The organism is Oceanicola sp. 22II-s10i (assembly GCF_002210105.1).
Taxonomy (GTDB): Bacteria; Pseudomonadota; Alphaproteobacteria; order Rhodobacterales; family Rhodobacteraceae; genus Pseudooceanicola.
The window spans coordinates 230,840-248,395 of record NZ_AQQU01000002.1 but is presented as its reverse complement, the minus strand read 5'-3'; the positions used below and the strand labels follow the sequence as shown (position 1 = coordinate 248,395).

Sequence of the window (17,556 nt, the reverse complement as noted above, 5' to 3'; positions counted from 1 at the left end):
CAAGGGGAGGATATCTATGGATCGCCGTTCATTCATTCGCACGGCTGGCACGCTCGGTGCCGGTGCAGCCGCCAGCACGCTGGCCGCACCCGCGATCGCGCAAGGCAATGTCACCTGGCGCATGGTCACCACCTGGCCCAAGAACTTCCCCGGCCTCGGCGTCGGCGCGCAGCGTCTGGCCGACCGCATCACCGCCGCTTCGGGCGGCCGCCTGACCGTTCAGGTCTATTCCGCAGGCGAGATGGTTCCGCCGCTGCAGTCGCTGGACGCCGTGATCGACGGCACCGCCGAGATGAGCCACGGCGCCGCCTACTACTGGCAGAACAAGTCGCAGGCGCTGTCGTTCTTCACCGGCGTGCCCTTCGGCATGACCTCGCGCGAGCTGACCGCATGGGTCCGCTACATGGGCGGCCAGGAAATCTGGGACGAGATCTATGACCAGTTCGGCGTGCAGGGCTTCCTGTCCGGCGACACCGGCACGCAGGCCGGCGGCTGGTTCCGCAACGAATTGACCGGCGTGGCCGACGTGCAGGGCCTGCGCTTCCGCACCCCCGGGCTGGGCGGCCGTGTGTGGGAGAAACTGGGCGCCACCGTGACCAACATGGCCGCGGGCGAGATCTTCCAGGCGCTGCAGTCCGGCACGCTCGACGCGGCCGAATTCGTGGGGCCCTACAACGACCTCGCGCTCGGCTTCTACCAGGTTGCCAAGAATTACTATTTCCCCTCCTTCGTGGAGCCGGGGCTGGCCACCGAGCTGGTCGTCGACAAGGCCAAGTACCAGGCCCTGCCGTCCGACCTGCAGGCGCTGGTCAAGGACATCTGCCAGGCCGAATACGACCAGGTCGCGTCCGATTTCTACGCCAACGACCCGCGCGCGCTGCAGACCCTGATCAACGATCACGGCGTCAACGTTATGCAGTTCCCCGAGGAAATCCTGCAGGCCGGTGCAGAAGCCGCCAAGGAAATCATGACGGGCCTGCGCGATTCGGACGATCCGCTGGTGAAGAAGACGGCCGAGAGCTTCATCTCGTCGCTCAACATCGTGCGGACCCGCTCCCGCGACACCGACGGCGCCTTTGTCCAGGCCCGCGAGAAGTTCTTCACGATCTGATCGTCGAAGATCGATGCGTGTGGCCCGGCGATTGCGTCCGGGCCATTCCGCATTCTATAGGGCTGCGATATCCCCTGCCCCGCGACGCGGCCATCGCGGCCCGGCGGGACAGCGCGGGATCACGAGACAGCCGCAGGAAAGGGAGAAGCGATGCGCGTTCTAGCCAGGGTGGCCGCCCTGATCTGCGGTCTGAACCTTGTGATCGGCAAGGTGTTCTCGTGGCTCGCCCTCGGCATCGTGCTGGTCTGCTTCACCGTCGTCGTCCAGCGCTACGTCTTCTCGATCAGCTACGTCTGGATGCAGGACCTCTACATCTGGATGAACGGCGCGATGTTCACGGCGGTCGCGGGCTTTGCCCTGCTGCGTGACGATCACGTTCGCGTTGACATATTTTACCGCCCGGCGCGTCAGCGCACGCGGGCGATGGCCGACCTGCTGGGCGTGGTCCTGTTCCTGCTGCCCTTCTGCTGGGTCGTCTTTACCTATTCCATCCCCTTCGTGAAACGGGCCTGGGGCTATGGCGAGGCGTCGGCCAACGTGGGCGGGATGCCGGGGCTCTACATCCTCAAGACCTTCATCATCGCCTTTGCCGTCCTGATCGCCCTGCAGGGGATCGCGATGGCCATCCGGTCGATCCTTGTCCTGTCCGGCCGCGCCGATCTGGTGCCCGAGCCGATCCGCTATTCGCCCGACAAGACCCCGGTCGGCACCCCAGAGGAGGCCGTCTGATGGATCCCGTCCTGCTTGGCGAGATTCTGTCCGCCCTGATGTTCTTCGGCGTGATCGGCTTCCTGCTGATCGGCTTCCCGGTCGCCTTCTCGCTGGCCGGCGTGTCGCTGCTGTTCGGGGCGGCGGGCATGTGGTTCGGGGTGTTCGACCCCTCCAACTTCGGCTCGCTTCCGAACCGCTACATCGGCTTCATGACGAACGAGGTGCTGGTCGCCGTGCCGCTCTTCATCTTCATGGGGGTGATGCTGGAACGCAGCCAGATCGCCGAACAGCTGCTGATGACCATGGGCAAGCTCTTTGGCAACCTGCGCGGCGGGCTCGGCATCTCGGTGATCCTCGTCGGCGCGATGCTCGCGGCCTCGACCGGCGTGGTCGGCGCGACCGTCGTCACGATGGGCCTGATCTCGCTGCCCGCGATGCTGCGGGCGGGCTATGATCCCAAGCTGGCCACAGGCGTAATCTGCGCCAGCGGGACGCTGGGCCAGATCGTGCCGCCCTCGACCGTGCTGATCTTCATGGGCGACATGCTGTCCGGCATCAACAGCCAGGTCCAGATGGCCAAGGGCAACTTCGCCCCCGTCCCCGTCTCGGTCGGCGACCTCTTCGCGGGCGCGCTGCTGCCGGGCGTGCTGCTGGTCGCGCTCTATCTCGGCTGGGTGATCTTCAAGGCGGCCACCGATCCGCAATCCTGCCCCGCCACCCCCGTGGCCCCCGAGGACCGCAAGACGCTGTGGCGCGAGGTGCTGGTCGCCCTCGTCCCGCCGCTGCTGCTGATCCTCGCCGTGCTCGGCTCGATCCTCGGCGGCATCGCCACCCCGACCGAGGCGGCCTCCGTCGGCGCGGTCGGTGCGATGATCCTCGCAGCCCTGCGGCTGCGGCTCAGCTTCGAGGTGCTGAAATCCACCGTCATCTCGACCGCGACCATCACCAGCATGGTCTTCGTCATCCTGCTGGGCGCCTCGGTCTTTTCCGTCGTCTTCCGGATGATGGGCGGCGACAACCTCGTGCACGAATTCCTGTCCAGCCTGCCCGGCGGGCGTCTGGCCGCCGTCGCCGTCGTGATGCTGATCATGTTCTTCCTCGGCTTCATCCTCGACACGTTCGAGATCATCTTCATCGTGATCCCGATCACCGCGCCGGTTCTGCTGGCGCTGGATATCGACCCGGTCTGGCTGGGCGTGATCGTGGGGGTGAACCTGCAGACGTCGTTCCTGACGCCACCCTTCGGCTTCGCGCTGTTCTACCTGCGCGGGGTGGCCCCGGACGACATGCCGACCTCGGCGATCTACAAGGGGATCATCCCCTTCGTGATGCTGCAGCTCGTGGCGATCGCCCTGCTCTTCGCCTTCCCCGGCATCGTCACATGGCTGCCGAGGGTCTTCGCGGGCTAGGCCCGGAACGAATGAGGGGACGGAACCCGTCCCCTCGCCACCTTGTCAGACTATCCGGATCTCGGTGCCCCAGTCGTCGGTCCACCGCCCCGGCGCACCGCCGCCGCTTCGGCGCAGTTCGACGAAGTCGAGCCCCGTCGCCCCCTCGGACCGCCGCCCGGCCCCCGCGCTCATCCATTCGTTGACGGCGATGTGGTGATGGTAGCCGCCGGTGGACAGGAACACCGCCTGCCCACGCGACCGGACGGGATCGAACCCCAGCGTGTCCACCCACCACCGCGCCGCGCGCTCGGCCTCGCCCACCTTCAGGTGCACATGCCCGACGACCGTGCCCGCAGGTGCGCCGGTCCACGGCAGCCGGATGGGGCCGAGCGTGCCGAGGATACCCTCCACGTCCAGCGGATCGGTCGCCATCTCGACCTGCCCGCCGCGCCATTGCCACGTCTCCTGCGGGGTGTCGGCGTAGATTTCCACGCCGTTGCCCTCGGGATCGGTCAGGTAGATCGCCTCGCTCACCAGGTGGTCCGCGACGCCGTCCACCGGCACCTCCTCGTCGATGGCCATGTCGATCCACCGCGCGAGGTCCTGCCGCGACGGCAGCAGGAAGGCCGTGTGGAACAGCCCCGCCTCGCCACGCGAGGCCAGCAGCAGCCCCTCCTGCTGGGTCAGCGTCAGCAGGGGCACGTCCCCCGCGCCCAGCCGGATTACCGCGCCGTCGCGCGACAGTTCGCGCAGGCCGACGGCGGTCTGGTACCAGCGCGACACCCGTTCCGCGTCCCGCACCTTGAGCCCCACCGTCCCGATGTGGATCGGCGCGGACATCGGCAGCGCGTTGGCGGCAGCGGCGGCACGCGGCAGGCCCGTGGCCAGCGCCATGGCACCCGCCCCCTTCAGCAACGTGCGGCGGTGTATCAGCCTGCCCCACGCCCCGTCCTGCGCGGCGGCCTCGTGTCTGCGGTTCATGCGGCGGTCTCCAGCAGCTTCAGGATATGGCCCGGCCCCTCGGGCCGGATGCGCTTGGGGTTCAGCGCCTTGATCGAATAGTAGCCGCGCGTGATGTGATCCATGTTCACGGTCCCGGCCACGCCCGGCAGGCGATAGATCCGCTCCATATACGCCTGCAGCCGGGGATAGTCCGCGATCTGGCGGCGGTTGGTCTTGAACAGCCCGTGATAGGCCGCGTCGAAGCGGATCAGGGTGACGAAGGTGCGGATGTCGGTCTCGGTCAGCCGGTCGCCGAACAGGAAATCGCCGGTCAGCATCGCCTCAAGCTCGTCCAGCATCGCGAAGACGCCCGCGTTGGCCTCGTCATAGGCCTCCTGCGTCGAGGCGAACCCGGCCTTGTAGACGCCGTTGTTCAGCAGGTCGTAGATGCGCGGGTTCAGCGCGTCGATCTCCGCGGCCAGGTCGGCGGGATAGAGCCGCAGGTCCGACGGCACGATCCCCTCGAACGCCGTATCGAGCATCCGCAGGATGTCGGCGCTTTCGTTGTTCACGATCGTCCCGGTCTTTTCGTCCCAGAGCACCGGAACCGTGGCCCGGCCCGACACATGCGGATCGGCCCGCGTGTAGAGCTCGTGGATATGCCGCACCCCGAACAGCGGATCCTCGTCCGCGCCCGGATAGCCGCCGAAGGACCAGCCCTCGTCATCCAGAACCGGGTTCACGACCGTCACCGGAATCACCTCCGTCAGCCCCTTGAGGCTGCGCGCGATCAGCGTGCGCGAGGCCCAGGGGCAGATGAAGGCGACGTAGAGCCGGTAGCGCCCGGCCTCGGCCTTGAACCCGCCCTCGCCCGTCGGGCCGGGCGCGCCGTCGGGCGTCACCCAGTTGCGGAAGGTCGAGACCTGGCGGACGAAGCGCCCCTTCTCGTCCGCCTTCTGCACCGGGTCCCAGTTCCTGGACCACTTACCGTCGACCAGCATCGTCGTCCCTCCTCAGGCCGCGTGGAACACGTAGGACCGCATGGACACCGACCCGAGGTCGATGGCGTCGGTCATGAAGGTCAGCTCGTCACGGGCGTCAGACGCGCCAGCCACGGTCAGCGCGGGCATGTAGTGATCGACCGACGGATGCGCCATCTGCAGCAGCGATCCCAGCTTGGGCCGGTCCGCCAGCGCCGCGAGATCACGCGCCTCAAGCCGGTCGGTGAACAGCCGGTCGAACTCCAGCGCGAAGTCTTGGGGCCGCCCGCCGGGCCGCATGGCGCGCAGGTTGTGCACGACGTTACCCGAGCCGAGGATCAGCACCCCGCGGTCGCGCAGTTCGGACAAAGTGCGCCCGATCTCAAGCTGGTGCGCGAGGTCGCGGCCCATGTCGATCGAGATCTGGAACACCGGCACGTCGGCCTCGGGGTAGAGGAACTTGAGCACCGTCCACGCCCCGTGGTCGAGACCCCAGGTGTCGTCCACGTCGGAATGGTGGCTGGCCAGCAGGGTTGCCACCGTCCGCGCGAGGTCGGGATCGCCATGCGCCGGATAGGTCTGGTCGTAAAGCTCCTGCGGGAAGCCGTAGAAATCGTGGATCGTCTTCGGCATGGCCGAGACATCGACCAGCGTCGTGCCCCGCGTCATCCAGTGGGCCGAGACGACGAGGATCGCCTTGGGCCGCGGCAGGGATTTGCCAAGATCGGACCACGCGCGGCTGAAGGCGGTGTCCTCGATGGCGTTCATCGGGCTGCCATGCCCGAGAAAGACCAGCGGCATCCTGTCGGAGGGCGCCAGCCGGGCACGCAGGCTCTGCAGGTCGTGTGCGATACTCATGTCCGTTGTCCTTGAAGGGGGCCGCGCCGTCAGGCGCGGCCCGGAGGGTTACGCGAACTTGCCAAGGGTGTTCTGCACCACCGGAATGCGCAGGGCAAAGGCCCCTGCACCCAGAAGCGCGACAGAAACCTGCGCGACGGTCCAGAACACCGGGTATTCCCAGCCACCGCCCGCGCCCGAGAAGCTCCAGCCGTTGCCGCCATGCGCCCATGTGGCGCCCAGCAGGACGGGGATCAGCGCGATCGCCACCAGCCGGGTCGCGACCCCGAGGATCAGCAGCAGACCGCCGCCGATCTCGGCCAGGATCACGAGGTAGGCCAGCACACCCGGCAGGCCGAGGCTTTCGAAAAAGCCGACGGTGCCGGGGACGGTGAAGACCATGACCTTCATCAGCCCGTGCGCGAGGAACAGGATGCCCGTGCTGACGCGGAGCAGGAAGGCGGCGAAGTCGGTGCTGGTGGTGTTCATCGGTCAGGTCCTTTCAGGATGTCAGGCGGCAAGCCATTGCGGTGCGACGGTCGGGCCCATGCCCAGCACGTAGCCGAACTGGATGTTCATGAAGCCGAGCGGTTCGAGGTAACGGGCGTTCTTCAGCGGCCCGGCGCTGACGGGGGCGAGGCCGATGTCCTTGGCCAGCGCCATCACCGTGTCCCGCGCCGCGTCGTCGTCTGCGGCGACATAGGTCTGGATCGGCGTCCCCGCGACCTTGAGGCCCGAGGCGTAGTGCTGGGCGAAGACCGTGTTGAAGGCCTTGACCACCGTCGCGCCCGGCAGCAGCGCTGCGATGCTTTCGGCGGCCGAGGTGTCGTGGCCGACCAGCAGGCCCGAGAAATCGGCGGTGATCGGGTTCGACACGTCCACGACGGTCTTGCCCGCGAAATCGGCCAGCCCGGCGATGTCCGCCGCGGCGCCATAGGGGGTGGCGAGGATCACGACCTCTGCGCCTGCGACGGCGGCGGCGATGTCGTCGCCCTGATCGACCGTCGTGACATTGTGGCCGGCCCCGGCGAGGGCACCGGCAAGGCCGGATCCGATGTTTCCGTTTCCGATGATGGTGAGTTTCATGGCTTTTCCAGTTCTGCCGCAACGTGGCGGCCGTTGTGTTGTCTGGAGCCAATCTAGGGCTTGCCATTACCGCCATAAATGGAGGATTTATTCAGTCACTATCTCCGATACGTTCTCAATTGACGCAGGCACGGACACCCGCATGGACATCGTCGACGAACTCAGGGCTTTCGTGGCCACGGCACAGACAGGCTCCTTCACCGCCGCCGCCGATCAGCTGGGCATGTCGAACCGGCTGACGTCGAAATACGTCGCCGAACTCGAAGCCCGGCTGGGTGTCCGCCTGTTCCAGCGCACCACCCGCCGCGTCGGCCTGACCCCGGCGGGCGAAGACCTGCTGGCCCGCGCCCCCGCCCTGCTGGACGACCTCGACGACCTGCTGAGCGGCGTCGCCGCCGAGGAACGCGAACTGTCGGGCGTGATCCGGGTTTCGGCCTCGATCACCTTCGGCGAACTCTACCTCGCCGGAATGCTGGGCCGGTTCGCCGCCGCGCATCCCGGCCTCAAGATCGACCTGCGCCTGTCCGACAGTTATGTCGACCTCGCGCGCGACGGCATCGATCTCGCCTTCCGGCTGGGCCAGTCTGAGATGCTGTCGCTCAAGTCCCGCAGGCTGGGGCGGTTCGCCTCGGTCGCCGTCGCCAGCCCGGCCTATATCGCGGCGCATGGCGGCCCGGCGACGCCGCAGGACCTGACCGGACACGCCTGCATCGTCGACACCAACCGGCGCGTCCCCCGGCGCTGGACCTTTCGTCAGGGCGACACGGAACACGCCGTGACGGTCGACGGCCGGTTCCGCGTGAACTCCGCCCGCGCGGCGCTTGAACTGGCCTCGGCCGGCCTCGGCATCGCCTACGCGCCGCGCTTCGCGATCGGCGAGCGGCTCGACAGCGGCGAACTGGTGCCCGTCCTGCCCGATTACGAAAGCGAGACCGGACCGGTCAGCGCCGTCTATCTCGAAGGGCGGTCGGTCCCGCGCAAGATCCGCACGCTAATCGACTTCGCTTTGGCGGACATCCGGGCGACCTGCGTTCTGGATCAGTGATTAAGAACATTTTGACGAAATTCACTCCATAAAACCAACATTTCGCAGAAAATAAATCCCTCCTAGCTTGAGCCCATCACAGCGCATCCCCGCGCTGAGGGATCAGAAGGAGACACCGCAATGACCCGCACCACCCTGCTCGCCACGGCCCTCGCCGCCGTGATGTCCACCCCGCTCATGGCGCAGGACAACGCCGCCGTGACCGCCGCCCTCTCGGAACTCGCCACCCGGCAGGCCGAGGACGCGCGCATCGCCAGGAACCTCGACACCTTCGACACGCTCGACTTCGAGGTCTTCACCGGCCAGCAATGGGACCGCCTGCACGAGAGCCATGCCGACGACATCAAGGTCCACTGGCCCGACGGCCGCGTCAGCGAAGGGCTGGACACGCATATCGACGATCTGAAGTTCTTCTTCTCCTTCGCCCCCGACACCCGGATCGAGACCCACCCGATCCGCATTGGTCAGGGCGAATGGACCGGCGTGGTCGGCGTGATCGAAGGCACCTTCTCGCAGCCGATGAACATCGGCAACGGCCAGGTCATCGAACCGACCGGCAAGGCCTACAAGCTGACCATGGCCACCGTGGGCCACTGGACCGCAGAGGGCGTGATGGACGAGGAATACCTGTTCTGGGACAACCAGACGTTCTATCGCCAGATCGGTCTGGCCGAATAAGCCGGACCCCGGCTGGCACCGGGGCCTGCGATCCCGGTGCCGTCGGGCGCCAGAGAATACAGATCAGGCGGAGCGGGTCACCCCCTCCGCCATTCGCATGTCAGTGGTCCGCGTAGATCGCCGCGATCCGGGCGACGGCATCCTCGGGCGTCATCTCCTCGCTCTCGCCGGTGCGGCGCGAGGTCAGTTCGACCACCCCGTTCTTCAGCCCGCGCGGGCCCACGGTGATCCGCCACGGCAGGCCGATCAGGTCCATCGACGCGAACTTGCCCCCTGCCCGCTCGTCGGTGTCGTCATAGAGCGGCTCCAGCCCGAGCGCGGTGAAGCTCTTGTAGAGCGCATCACAGGCCGCATCGACCTCGGCATCGCCCTGCCGCAGGTTCACGATGCCGACGTGGAAGGGCGTGACGCCCTCGGGCCAGATGATGCCCTTGTCGTCGTGGCTCGCCTCGATGATCGCGCCCAGCAGACGCGACACGCCGATCCCGTGCGAGCCCATGTGAACCGGGGTCTGCTTGCCGTCCGGGCCCTGAACGGTCGCGCCCATGGGCTCGGAATACTTGGTGCCGAAGTAGAAGATCTGCCCCACCTCGATCCCCCGCGCCACGCGGCGGCGCTCTTCGGGGATCTGGTTGAAGACCGCCTCGTCATGCGTCTCGTCCGTGCGGGCGTAGAGCGAGGTGAATTCCTCCAGCACCGCCTGGCACTGGGCGACGTCGTCATAGTCGATGTCCCGCTTGCCAAGGCTGATGTCCGTCACCGCGCTGTCGTAGAACACCTCGCTCTCGCCCGTATCGGCCAGCACGAGGAACTCGTGGGTGTCGTCGCCGCCGATCGGGCCGCTGTCCGCGCGCATCGGGATCGCCTGCAGGCCCATCCGTTCGTAGGTGCGCAGGTAGCTGACGAGGTGCCGGTTGTAGGCGTGCAGCGCGTCTTCCTTGGTCAGGTCGAAGTTGTAGCCGTCCTTCATCAGGAATTCGCGGCCGCGCATCACGCCGAAACGGGGGCGGACCTCGTCACGGAACTTCCACTGGATGTGGTAGAGGGTCAGCGGCAGGTCCTTGTAGCTTTTCACGTAGGACCGGAAGATGTCGGTGATCATCTCTTCGTTGGTCGGGCCGAACAGCATGTCGCGGTCGTGCCGGTCGCGGATGCGCAGCATCTCGGGACCATAGGCATCGTAGCGCCCGCTCTCGCGCCAGAGGTCGGCGGATTGCAGGGTCGGCATCAGCAGCGGGATATGGCCCGCGCGCTGCTGTTCCTCGTGCACGATCCGTTCGATGTTCTTGAGAACCTTGAAGCCGAGCGGCAGCCAGGAATAGATGCCCGCCGACTGCTGCTTGATCATCCCGGCGCGCAGCATCAGCCGGTGGCTGGCGATCTGCGCCTCGGCGGGGGTTTCCTTGAGAACGGGCAGGAAGTAGCGGGACAGGCGCATTGCGGACCTTGCTGTGGATTGCGGCGTTTCGGGCGGTTTAGGCGAAACGGTGCGGGCAGGCAATCGGGGTTGCGCGGTTGGGCCGTGCTGCGGGTGGCTGTGACCCCGCAGGGTGCTTTGTCCGACCCGGCGCGGAGTCAAGGCGAAGCCGCCGCGCCGAGCGCCTGCCCGTCCCGGCGGGTAGGCGCTGTGTCACCCGCGCCCTGACCTTGGGCAGAAGATGTATGTGGCCGGGATCAAGCGCGCCGTTCCATCGGCGGCTGCGCCCACCCACGGGCACGCTTGCCCGGCCTGTGCGCTTGCGGTGAAGGGCCAGGGCGCGACCGCGTGCCTTCTCCGACGCCGCAACCTTATCCCGGTCGCCCTTCCCGGCCGCGTCCCCTGCCCCGACCGCGCGGAATCAAGGGCGAAGCCCGCCGCGCAGCGCCTGCCCGTCCCGAGGGCAGGCGCTTTGTCACCCGCGCGCAGACCTGTGGCAGAAGCGGTATGTGCCCGGCATAAATCACACCGTTCAGTCGTTCCGCGCGCCTCCCCACGGGCAGGCTTGCCCGGCCAGGGCGCGCGCGCCCACCCCGACCCGAACGTAACAGATTGACGACACCCCCACCCCCGGCGCAGCGTCGCGCGACCGCAACCGCCGAGGCCACGATGACCCGCTCGATCTCCGAACCCGCCCGCCAGACCCCCGTGATCCACGAGACCGACGTGCTCGTCGTGGGCTCCGGCCCCGGCGGGCTGTCCGCCGCGCTGGCCGCCGCGCGGGCCGGTGTCCGGGTCGCGCTGGTGGAACGGTTCGGCTGCTTCGGCGGCAATATCACCGCCGTCGGGGTCGAGGGCTTCGCATGGTATCGCCACGAGCAGACAGTCGAGGCCGGCGGCATCGGGCGCGAGTTCGAGGATCGCGCGAAGGAAATGGGCGCGGCGGTCCCCGAGAGCCAGTCGCTCAGCTACGAGCTGGACAGCGAGGGCTTCAAGCTGGTCGCCGACCGGCTGATCGAGGAGGCGGGCATCCACCCTATGCTGCACCGCCAGTTTGCCGCCCCCATCCTCGACGGTGACGCGATCACCGGCGTGATCGTGGAATCCAAAGCCGGGCGCGAGGCGATCCTCGCCCGCGTGGTGATCGACGCCACCGGCGATGCCGACGTCGCGCACCGGGCGGGCGCGCCAACCCGCAAGACCCCGGTCGAGCACATGCAGGGCGCGTCGGTCATGTTCCACATGGCGGGCGTCGACAAGGCGAAGTTCCTCGAGGGCATCCGGCAGGATCCGCAGACCTATGCCGACTGGCGCGGCTCGGGCGAATGGAACGTCGAGACGGACGGCAAAGAGGACGCGATGTTCTCGCCGTTCCTCGCCAAGCCCTTCGCCCGCGCCCGCGACGAGGGGCTGATCCCCGCCCATCTCAAGACCATCGCGGGCACATGGGGCGCGATGCACGATTCGGGCGAGCTGACCTACATGAACGTCATCCACCTCGACGGCTGCGACGGCACCGACCCCGACAGCCTGACGAAGTTCGAGATCGAGGGCCGCAGGCAGGCGATGCACGCGATCGAGGCGCTCAAGGCCTTCACGCCGGGCTGCGAGGGCGCGCGACTGCGCAACTTCGGCATGACCATCGGCATCCGCGACACCCGCAAGATCGACGCGATCTACAACATGACCGAAGAGGATGTCCGCCACGAGGGCCGTTTCGACGACAGCATCGGCATCTACCCGGAGTTCATCGACGGCTACGGCGTGCTGATCCTGCCGACGACCGGGCGCTACATGCACATCCCCTATCGGTCGATGCTGCCGAAGGGGGTCAGGAACCTGCTGGTCGCGGGCCGGTCCACCGGCGGAGACCGGATCGCGCATGCGGCGACGCGCAACATGTCCTGCTGCGCCGTGGCCGGACAGGGCGCGGGCGTGGCGGCGGCACTGGCGGTCAAGACGGGGCGGGATGCGGACGCGGTCGACATCGGCGCGGTGCAGGCCGAACTGACCCGGCAGGGCGTGCGCATTCACTAGCGAATGGGGCGGCGGCCCGGCGCGAGACCGCGACCGCCACCCCGGACCGGCCGGCGTATGGGGATACTGTGCCGACCGGGGATCGCACGGGGCGAAATCACCCGCGCGCGGACCGGACTGCCCGTGCGGCCGAAATCGCGACCCGGACGAACCCTGCCCCGGTCCGGGCAGAACCGGTCCGGGGTTGCCGGACCCTGCACCGCCGCGCGTCGCGCGGAAAGTGCGGAAACCCGCACCTGTTGCCCGGATCACTCGGCCTCGAAGCAGCCGCGCACGAAGATCTGGTTCAGGAAAGCCGCCTTGGCCACCGCCTGCGCCGTCGTCTCGACCATCAGCGCCTCGCGCGCCCGGCGCAGGGTCTTTTCTATCGCGGAGACGGACCGCCCGGTGATGACCCCGATGTCCTGCAACGTCTTGCCGTCGGCGATCCATTCCAGCAGTTCGCGCTGCCGGACCGTCAGCGCCGCGCGGGCCGAGGGCACCGGCAGGTGCGTCAGCCGGGCATGGGCCGCATGCGCCAGCGCCATGATCCGCGTGCCAGACACCTCCCAGAGGACATCGCATTGGGCCTGCGTCACATCCGGACCGGCGGCGAGCCCCATGGCCCCCTTGGAACGCGGCGCGCCTTCGGGGAACGAGATCGTGTAGCCCGCCCTGCCCCGGCCCGTTCCCATCTCTTCGAGGGTCCGGCATTCCTCGGCCGACAGCCGCCCCGCCGCGCGCTCTTTCCAGACCCAGTCCCACGGACATGCGCCCACGTTCTCGCGCACCCAGCGGTAGTCGGCGCTGCGCAGGTAGACACCGCTTTCGTGAAAGGCCCGGACCCGGTCGAGCGCATGAGTCGACAGGAACAGGACATCGTCGGGGTCACCGATCGACGGACCGGACCGGAACCGGGTGTATCCATAATTGACCCGCTCGAACCCGAACCCGGCCAGCATCCGGGTCAGCAGATCCCACACCTCCTGCACCGTCGCAGCCTCGGGGATCCGGCACAGCGCCTGCATCACGGCGTCGTCGTCCGGATGCGGGGCGGCCCTGCGGACGGTGGGCGCTACGTCCCGATCCGGCATCGGCATCGGCCCGCGCGGTGGCATTCGGTCTTGCAGATCATGCTCCTTCCGATCGTGGCAGTCACTCTGGACCGGCGGCGCGCGGGTGTCGAGACGATGCTGGGGACTTGAATTTCATCGCCGCGGGCGCGAGATAGGCAGGGAAACACGGGATAAGCGCATGACCCTGCCGGTTCGCGACCAACTGAAATACTGGGGGATCGCGGCGGCGATCTTTCTGCTGACGCTGTGGTGGCTGGGCGATGTCATCCTGCCCTTCGTGCTGGGCGGGGCCGTGGCCTATTTCCTCGATCCCGTGGCCGACCGGCTGGAACGGGCGGGCTTCAGCCGGGCGGCGGCGACGGCGACCATCACGCTTTCCGCGATCCTGATCTTCATCCTGATGGCCCTGCTGGTGGTGCCGACCCTGATCAACCAGGCGGTCGCGCTGTTCGACATCGCGCCGCAGGTGTTCAAGGATCTGCAGGCCTTCCTGACGGCCCGCTTCCCCGAACTGCTCGACCAGGGGTCGACCCTGCGCCAGTCTCTGACGGCGGTCGGAGAGACGATCCAGGCCAAGGGCGGAGAGTTGCTGAACACCGCGCTCAGTTCCGCCGCGACGCTGATCAACATCGTGATGCTGTTCGTCATCGTGCCGGTGGTTGCCTTCTACCTGCTCTACGACTGGGACCGGATGGTCGCGCAGGTCGACGAACTGCTGCCGCGCGAACACGCGCCGACGATCCGGCGGCTGGCATCCGAAATCGACCAGACGCTGGCCAGCTTCATCCGGGGCATGGGCACCGTGTGCCTGATCCTCGGCGCCTATTACGCCGTCGCGCTGATGATCGTCGGGCTGCAGTTCGGCCTGATCGTGGGTGCGATCGCCGGACTCGTGACCTTCATCCCCTATGTCGGGGCGGTCTTCGGCGGGGCGCTGGCCATCGGCCTAGCCCTGTTCCAGTTCTGGGGGGACTGGGTGTCGATCGGGCTGGTCGCAGGCATCTTCGTGCTGGGACAGGTGATCGAGGGCAACGTGCTGACCCCCAAGCTGGTCGGCAACAGCGTCGGGCTGCACCCGGTCTGGCTGATCTTCGCCCTGTCGGTCTTCGGCTCGCTCTTCGGCTTCGTGGGCATGCTGGTCGCGGTTCCGGTCGCCGCAGCGCTCGGCGTGATCGCGCGCTTCGTGATCGCCAGCTACAAGGACAGCCGCCTCTACCGGGGCGATCCGACCGAGATGACGCGGATCGAAGCCTCGATCGGGGACGACTGAAGGCCCGTCATGGCACAGCAGCTCAGCTTCCAGCTTCCGGCCCGCCCGGCGCTCGGGCGCGAGGATTTCTATGCCGCGCCCGCCAACGCCGTGGCGCTGGCCGCCGTCGACCGCTGGCCGGACTGGCCCGGCGGCAAGCTGATGATCACCGGCCCGGCCGGTGCGGGCAAGACCCACCTCGCCCATGTCTGGGCCGCCAGGTCCGACGCCCGGATCGTGCCCGCCCGGACGCTGGACACGGCGGATATCGACGCGCTGGCGACCGGCTGCGTCGCGGTCGAGGACGCGCAGCAGGTCGCCGGGAACCGCGCGCTGGAAACGGCACTGTTCCACCTGCACAACCACGTTCTGGCCGAGGGCGCGTCGCTGCTCATCACCGCGGACCGCCCGGCCTCACGCTGGGGCACCGCCCTGCCCGACCTGCTGAGCCGGATGCAGGCCGCCACCTCTGTCGCCATCGACCCGCCCGACGACCAGCTGCTGACGGCAGTGCTGGCCAAGCACTTCGTCGACCGCCAGATCACCCCCGCGCCGGACGTGATCCCCTACCTGCTGACGCGGATGGACCGGTCCTTTGCCGCCGCGCGCGATGTGGTGGCGCGGATCGACGACCTGTCGCTGGCGGAACGCCGCACAATCACCCGACCGCTTGCCGCAAGGGCACTTACGGAACTGGAAGCGCGGGGCGAAGACACGTAGACTGATACGGGCCGAAACCGTCATCAGGTTGTCATGAACACACACGAAAAGGCAGCCATGACACAGGCTGACTTTCTCCACTCGGAACCCGACTCGGGTCAGGATCTCCCCGATCTGGACCTCACCGGCCCCGCACGCTTCTTCAACCGCGAGCTCAGCTGGCTCGGCTTCAACTGGCGCGTGCTGGAGGAGGCCGAGAACACCCGCGTGCCCCTGCTGGAACGCCTGCGGTTCCTGTCGATCAGCGCCACCAACCTGGACGAGTTCTATACCGTCCGCGTCGCCGGCCTGCGCGAGCTGGCGAAGGAAGGCAACACCACCCCCGCCGCCGACGGCCTCAGCCCCGCCGATCAGCTGGTCCTGATCAACGACGACGCCCGCCGCCTGATGGAACATCAGCAGCGCGTCCTCGGCACGCTGACGGCCGAGATGCAGACGGCCGGGATCTCGATCCTGAACGGCGCAGACCTGACCGAAGCCGACCTCGACCACCTCGGCGAAGTGTTCCTGGACCAGGTCTTTCCCGTGCTGTCGCCGCTGGCCGTCGACCCGGCGCATCCGTTTCCGTTCATCCCGAACCTCGGCTTTTCGCTGGCCCTGATGCTGGAGCGCAAGAAGGACCGGCGCACGCTGATGGCGCTGCTGCCGATCCCGCACCAGATCGCCCGCTTCGTCCGCCTGCCCTCGACCCCCGGCAACGTCCGCTTCCTGCCGCTCGAGGAACTGCTGCTGGTGCATATCGAAAGGCTCTTCCCCGGCTACCGCACCATCGGGCACTGCACCTTCCGCGTGCTGCGCGACAGCGATCTGGAGGTCGAGGAAGAGGCCGAGGACCTCGTCCGCGAATTCGAGACCGCCCTGAAACGCCGCCGCCGCGGCGAGGTCGTGCGGATGAAGATCTCCACCGGCGCGCCAAGGGCGCTGCGCGAGGTGATCGAGCGCGAGCTGCACATCCGCGGCGACGAGGTGATCGAGGTCGAGGGGCTGATCGGCATTTCCGCCCTGTCCGAACTGGTGCTGGACGAACGTCCCGACCTGCTCTGGCCGTCCTTCAGCCCGCGCGTGCCGGAACGGGTGCAGGATCACGACGGCGACATGTTCGCCGCGATCCGCCAGAAGGACATGCTGCTGCATCATCCCTACGAGACCTTCGACATGGTCGTCCGCTTCCTCAAGCAGGCCGCCGTCGATCCGAACGTCGTGGCGATCAAGCAGACGCTCTATCGCACCTCGCGCAATTCGCCCATCGTCGAGGCGCTGTGCGAGGCGGCCGAGGAAGGCAAGTCGGTCACCGCGCTGGTCGAACTCAAGGCCCGTTTCGACGAGGCCGCGAACATCCACCAGTCGCGGCGGCTGGAACGGTCCGGCGCGCACGTGGTCTATGGCTTCGTCGACTGGAAGACCCACGCCAAGATCTCGACCGTGGTGCGCCGCGAGGGCGACCGGCTGGTGACCTACACCCATTTCGGGACCGGCAACTATCACCCGATCACCGCCCGCATCTACACCGATCTGAGCTATTTCACCTGCGATGCGGGGCTGGGGCGCGACGCGACCAAGGTGTTCAACTACCTGTCCGGCTACGCCATGCCGGAGGAACTGGAAAAGCTGTCGATCTCGCCCCACTGGCTCAAGGCCGACCTGATCCGCATGTTCGAGGCCGAGGCGGAGCATGCCCGCGCGGGCCGTCCGGCGCGGATCTGGGCCAAGATGAATTCGCTGATCGAACCCGAGGTGATCGACGCGCTCTATGCCGCCAGCCAGGCGGGCGTGCGGATCGACCTTGTCGTGCGCGGCATCTGCGGGCTGCGCCCCGGCATCAAGGGCCTGTCCGAGAACATCCGCGTCAAGTCGATCATCGGCCGGTTCCTGGAACATTCGCGCATCGTCTGTCTCGGCAACGGGCACGGCCTGCCCCACGACAAGGCCCGCGTCTTCATCTCGTCCGCCGACTGGATGAGCCGCAACCTGAACCGCCGGGTCGAGACGCTGGTCCCGATCGAGAACGCGACCGTCAAGGCGCAGATCGTGCGCCAGATCATGGCCGCGAACCTCGCCGATACGGCGCAGAGCTGGGTGATGCAGCCGAACGGACGGTTCCTGCGCGCGACGCTGCCCGCCGATGGCCCCGCGTTCAACTGCCACCGGTTCTTCATGGAGAATCCGTCGCTCTCGGGCCGGGGGTCGGCAGGCGCGAAAGACGTGCCGGAACTGACCCACGACGACAGCCAGTGACGCCACGTGAACCGGTCGAAGGTTGACGCTGCCCCGCAGCGCTGCAAATAAAGGCGCGGAAG

At 67.7% G+C, this 17,556-nt stretch carries 16 protein-coding genes; 9 read left to right on the top strand and 7 right to left on the bottom strand.

Annotated elements, in window-relative coordinates; all coding sequences use genetic code 11:
• Positions 1–16: 16 nt before the first annotated feature.
• The 3 genes from ATO6_RS09175 (at position 17) to ATO6_RS09165 (ending at position 3,231) form a co-directional block, all read left to right on the top strand.
• Entirely contained in the window at positions 17–1,111 is a 1,095-nt protein-coding gene (locus ATO6_RS09175; protein ID WP_088623688.1) for a TRAP transporter substrate-binding protein, read from the top strand.
• Between the two features lie 150 nt (positions 1,112–1,261).
• Positions 1,262–1,840, top strand: coding sequence for a TRAP transporter small permease subunit (locus tag ATO6_RS09170; RefSeq protein WP_088623687.1), 579 nt, complete (start codon positions 1,262–1,264; stop codon positions 1,838–1,840).
• Positions 1,840–3,231: a TRAP transporter large permease subunit gene (locus tag ATO6_RS09165; RefSeq protein ID WP_088623686.1), complete on the top strand. Its 1,392-nt coding sequence runs from the start codon at positions 1,840–1,842 to the stop codon at positions 3,229–3,231. The genes ATO6_RS09170 and ATO6_RS09165 overlap by 1 nt, the downstream gene beginning before the upstream one ends.
• Before the next feature lie 45 nt (positions 3,232–3,276).
• Here the strand turns inward: ATO6_RS09165 and ATO6_RS09160 are convergent, their stop codons facing one another.
• The 5 genes from ATO6_RS09160 to ATO6_RS09140 are packed head-to-tail and all read right to left on the bottom strand — an operon-like array spanning position 3,277 to position 7,058.
• Positions 3,277–4,194: a VOC family protein gene (locus ATO6_RS09160; protein WP_254919102.1), complete on the bottom strand. Its 918-nt coding sequence runs from the start codon at positions 4,192–4,194 to the stop codon at positions 3,277–3,279.
• A complete protein-coding gene (locus ATO6_RS09155; protein ID WP_088623685.1) occupies positions 4,191–5,156 on the bottom strand; it encodes a glutathione S-transferase family protein in 966 nt (321 codons plus the stop codon). Before ATO6_RS09155 ends, ATO6_RS09160 begins: the two co-directional genes overlap by 4 nt.
• A gap of 12 nt (positions 5,157–5,168) precedes the next feature.
• Complete coding sequence (ygiD, locus tag ATO6_RS09150; RefSeq protein ID WP_088623684.1) at positions 5,169–5,993, bottom strand: 4,5-DOPA dioxygenase extradiol; 825 nt, start codon at positions 5,991–5,993, stop codon at positions 5,169–5,171.
• 48 nt (positions 5,994–6,041) lie between these two features.
• Positions 6,042–6,461 carry a DoxX family protein gene (locus ATO6_RS09145; protein WP_088623683.1) on the bottom strand — a complete coding sequence of 140 codons (420 nt, stop codon included), beginning with the start codon at positions 6,459–6,461 and terminating at the stop codon, positions 6,042–6,044.
• A gap of 21 nt (positions 6,462–6,482) precedes the next feature.
• A complete protein-coding gene (locus tag ATO6_RS09140; protein ID WP_088623682.1) occupies positions 6,483–7,058 on the bottom strand; it encodes an NADPH-dependent F420 reductase in 576 nt (191 codons plus the stop codon).
• Positions 7,059–7,200: 142 nt separating this feature from the next.
• On the opposite strand from ATO6_RS09140, the gene ATO6_RS09135 reads away from it, so the two are divergent.
• Positions 7,201–8,103, top strand: a complete 903-nt coding sequence (locus ATO6_RS09135) for a LysR family transcriptional regulator (protein WP_088623681.1) — start codon at positions 7,201–7,203, stop codon at positions 8,101–8,103.
• Between the two features lie 120 nt (positions 8,104–8,223).
• Positions 8,224–8,781 (top strand): ester cyclase, encoded by a 558-nt coding sequence (locus ATO6_RS09130; RefSeq protein ID WP_088623680.1) that lies wholly within the window; start codon positions 8,224–8,226, stop codon positions 8,779–8,781.
• Positions 8,782–8,881: 100 nt separating this feature from the next.
• Here the strand turns inward: ATO6_RS09130 and proS are convergent, their stop codons facing one another.
• On the bottom strand, positions 8,882–10,219 hold the full coding sequence (gene proS / locus ATO6_RS09125; RefSeq protein ID WP_088623679.1) for a proline--tRNA ligase: 1,338 nt from the start codon (positions 10,217–10,219) through the stop codon (positions 8,882–8,884).
• Positions 10,220–10,867: 648 nt separating this feature from the next.
• On the opposite strand from proS, the gene ATO6_RS09120 reads away from it, so the two are divergent.
• The gene (locus tag ATO6_RS09120) at positions 10,868–12,235 is read left to right on the top strand and encodes an FAD-dependent oxidoreductase (protein ID WP_088623678.1); all 1,368 of its coding nucleotides are present in this window, start codon (positions 10,868–10,870) and stop codon (positions 12,233–12,235) included.
• A gap of 248 nt (positions 12,236–12,483) precedes the next feature.
• Here the strand turns inward: ATO6_RS09120 and ATO6_RS09115 are convergent, their stop codons facing one another.
• Complete coding sequence (locus tag ATO6_RS09115) at positions 12,484–13,308, bottom strand: helix-turn-helix transcriptional regulator (RefSeq protein ID WP_088623878.1); 825 nt, start codon at positions 13,306–13,308, stop codon at positions 12,484–12,486.
• A 160-nt stretch (positions 13,309–13,468) separates the two neighbouring features.
• Between ATO6_RS09115 and ATO6_RS09110 the strand changes: the two genes are divergently transcribed.
• From ATO6_RS09110 to ATO6_RS09100, 3 genes are read left to right on the top strand one after another with little or no spacing between them, the layout of a single operon-like run.
• Entirely contained in the window at positions 13,469–14,560 is a 1,092-nt protein-coding gene (locus ATO6_RS09110; protein ID WP_088623677.1) for an AI-2E family transporter, read from the top strand.
• A gap of 9 nt (positions 14,561–14,569) precedes the next feature.
• Positions 14,570–15,259, top strand: a complete 690-nt coding sequence (locus ATO6_RS09105; protein WP_088623676.1) for a DnaA/Hda family protein — start codon at positions 14,570–14,572, stop codon at positions 15,257–15,259.
• A 57-nt stretch (positions 15,260–15,316) separates the two neighbouring features.
• On the top strand, positions 15,317–17,494 hold the full coding sequence (locus tag ATO6_RS09100; RefSeq protein ID WP_088623877.1) for an RNA degradosome polyphosphate kinase: 2,178 nt from the start codon (positions 15,317–15,319) through the stop codon (positions 17,492–17,494).
• Positions 17,495–17,556: the final 62 nt, after the last annotated feature.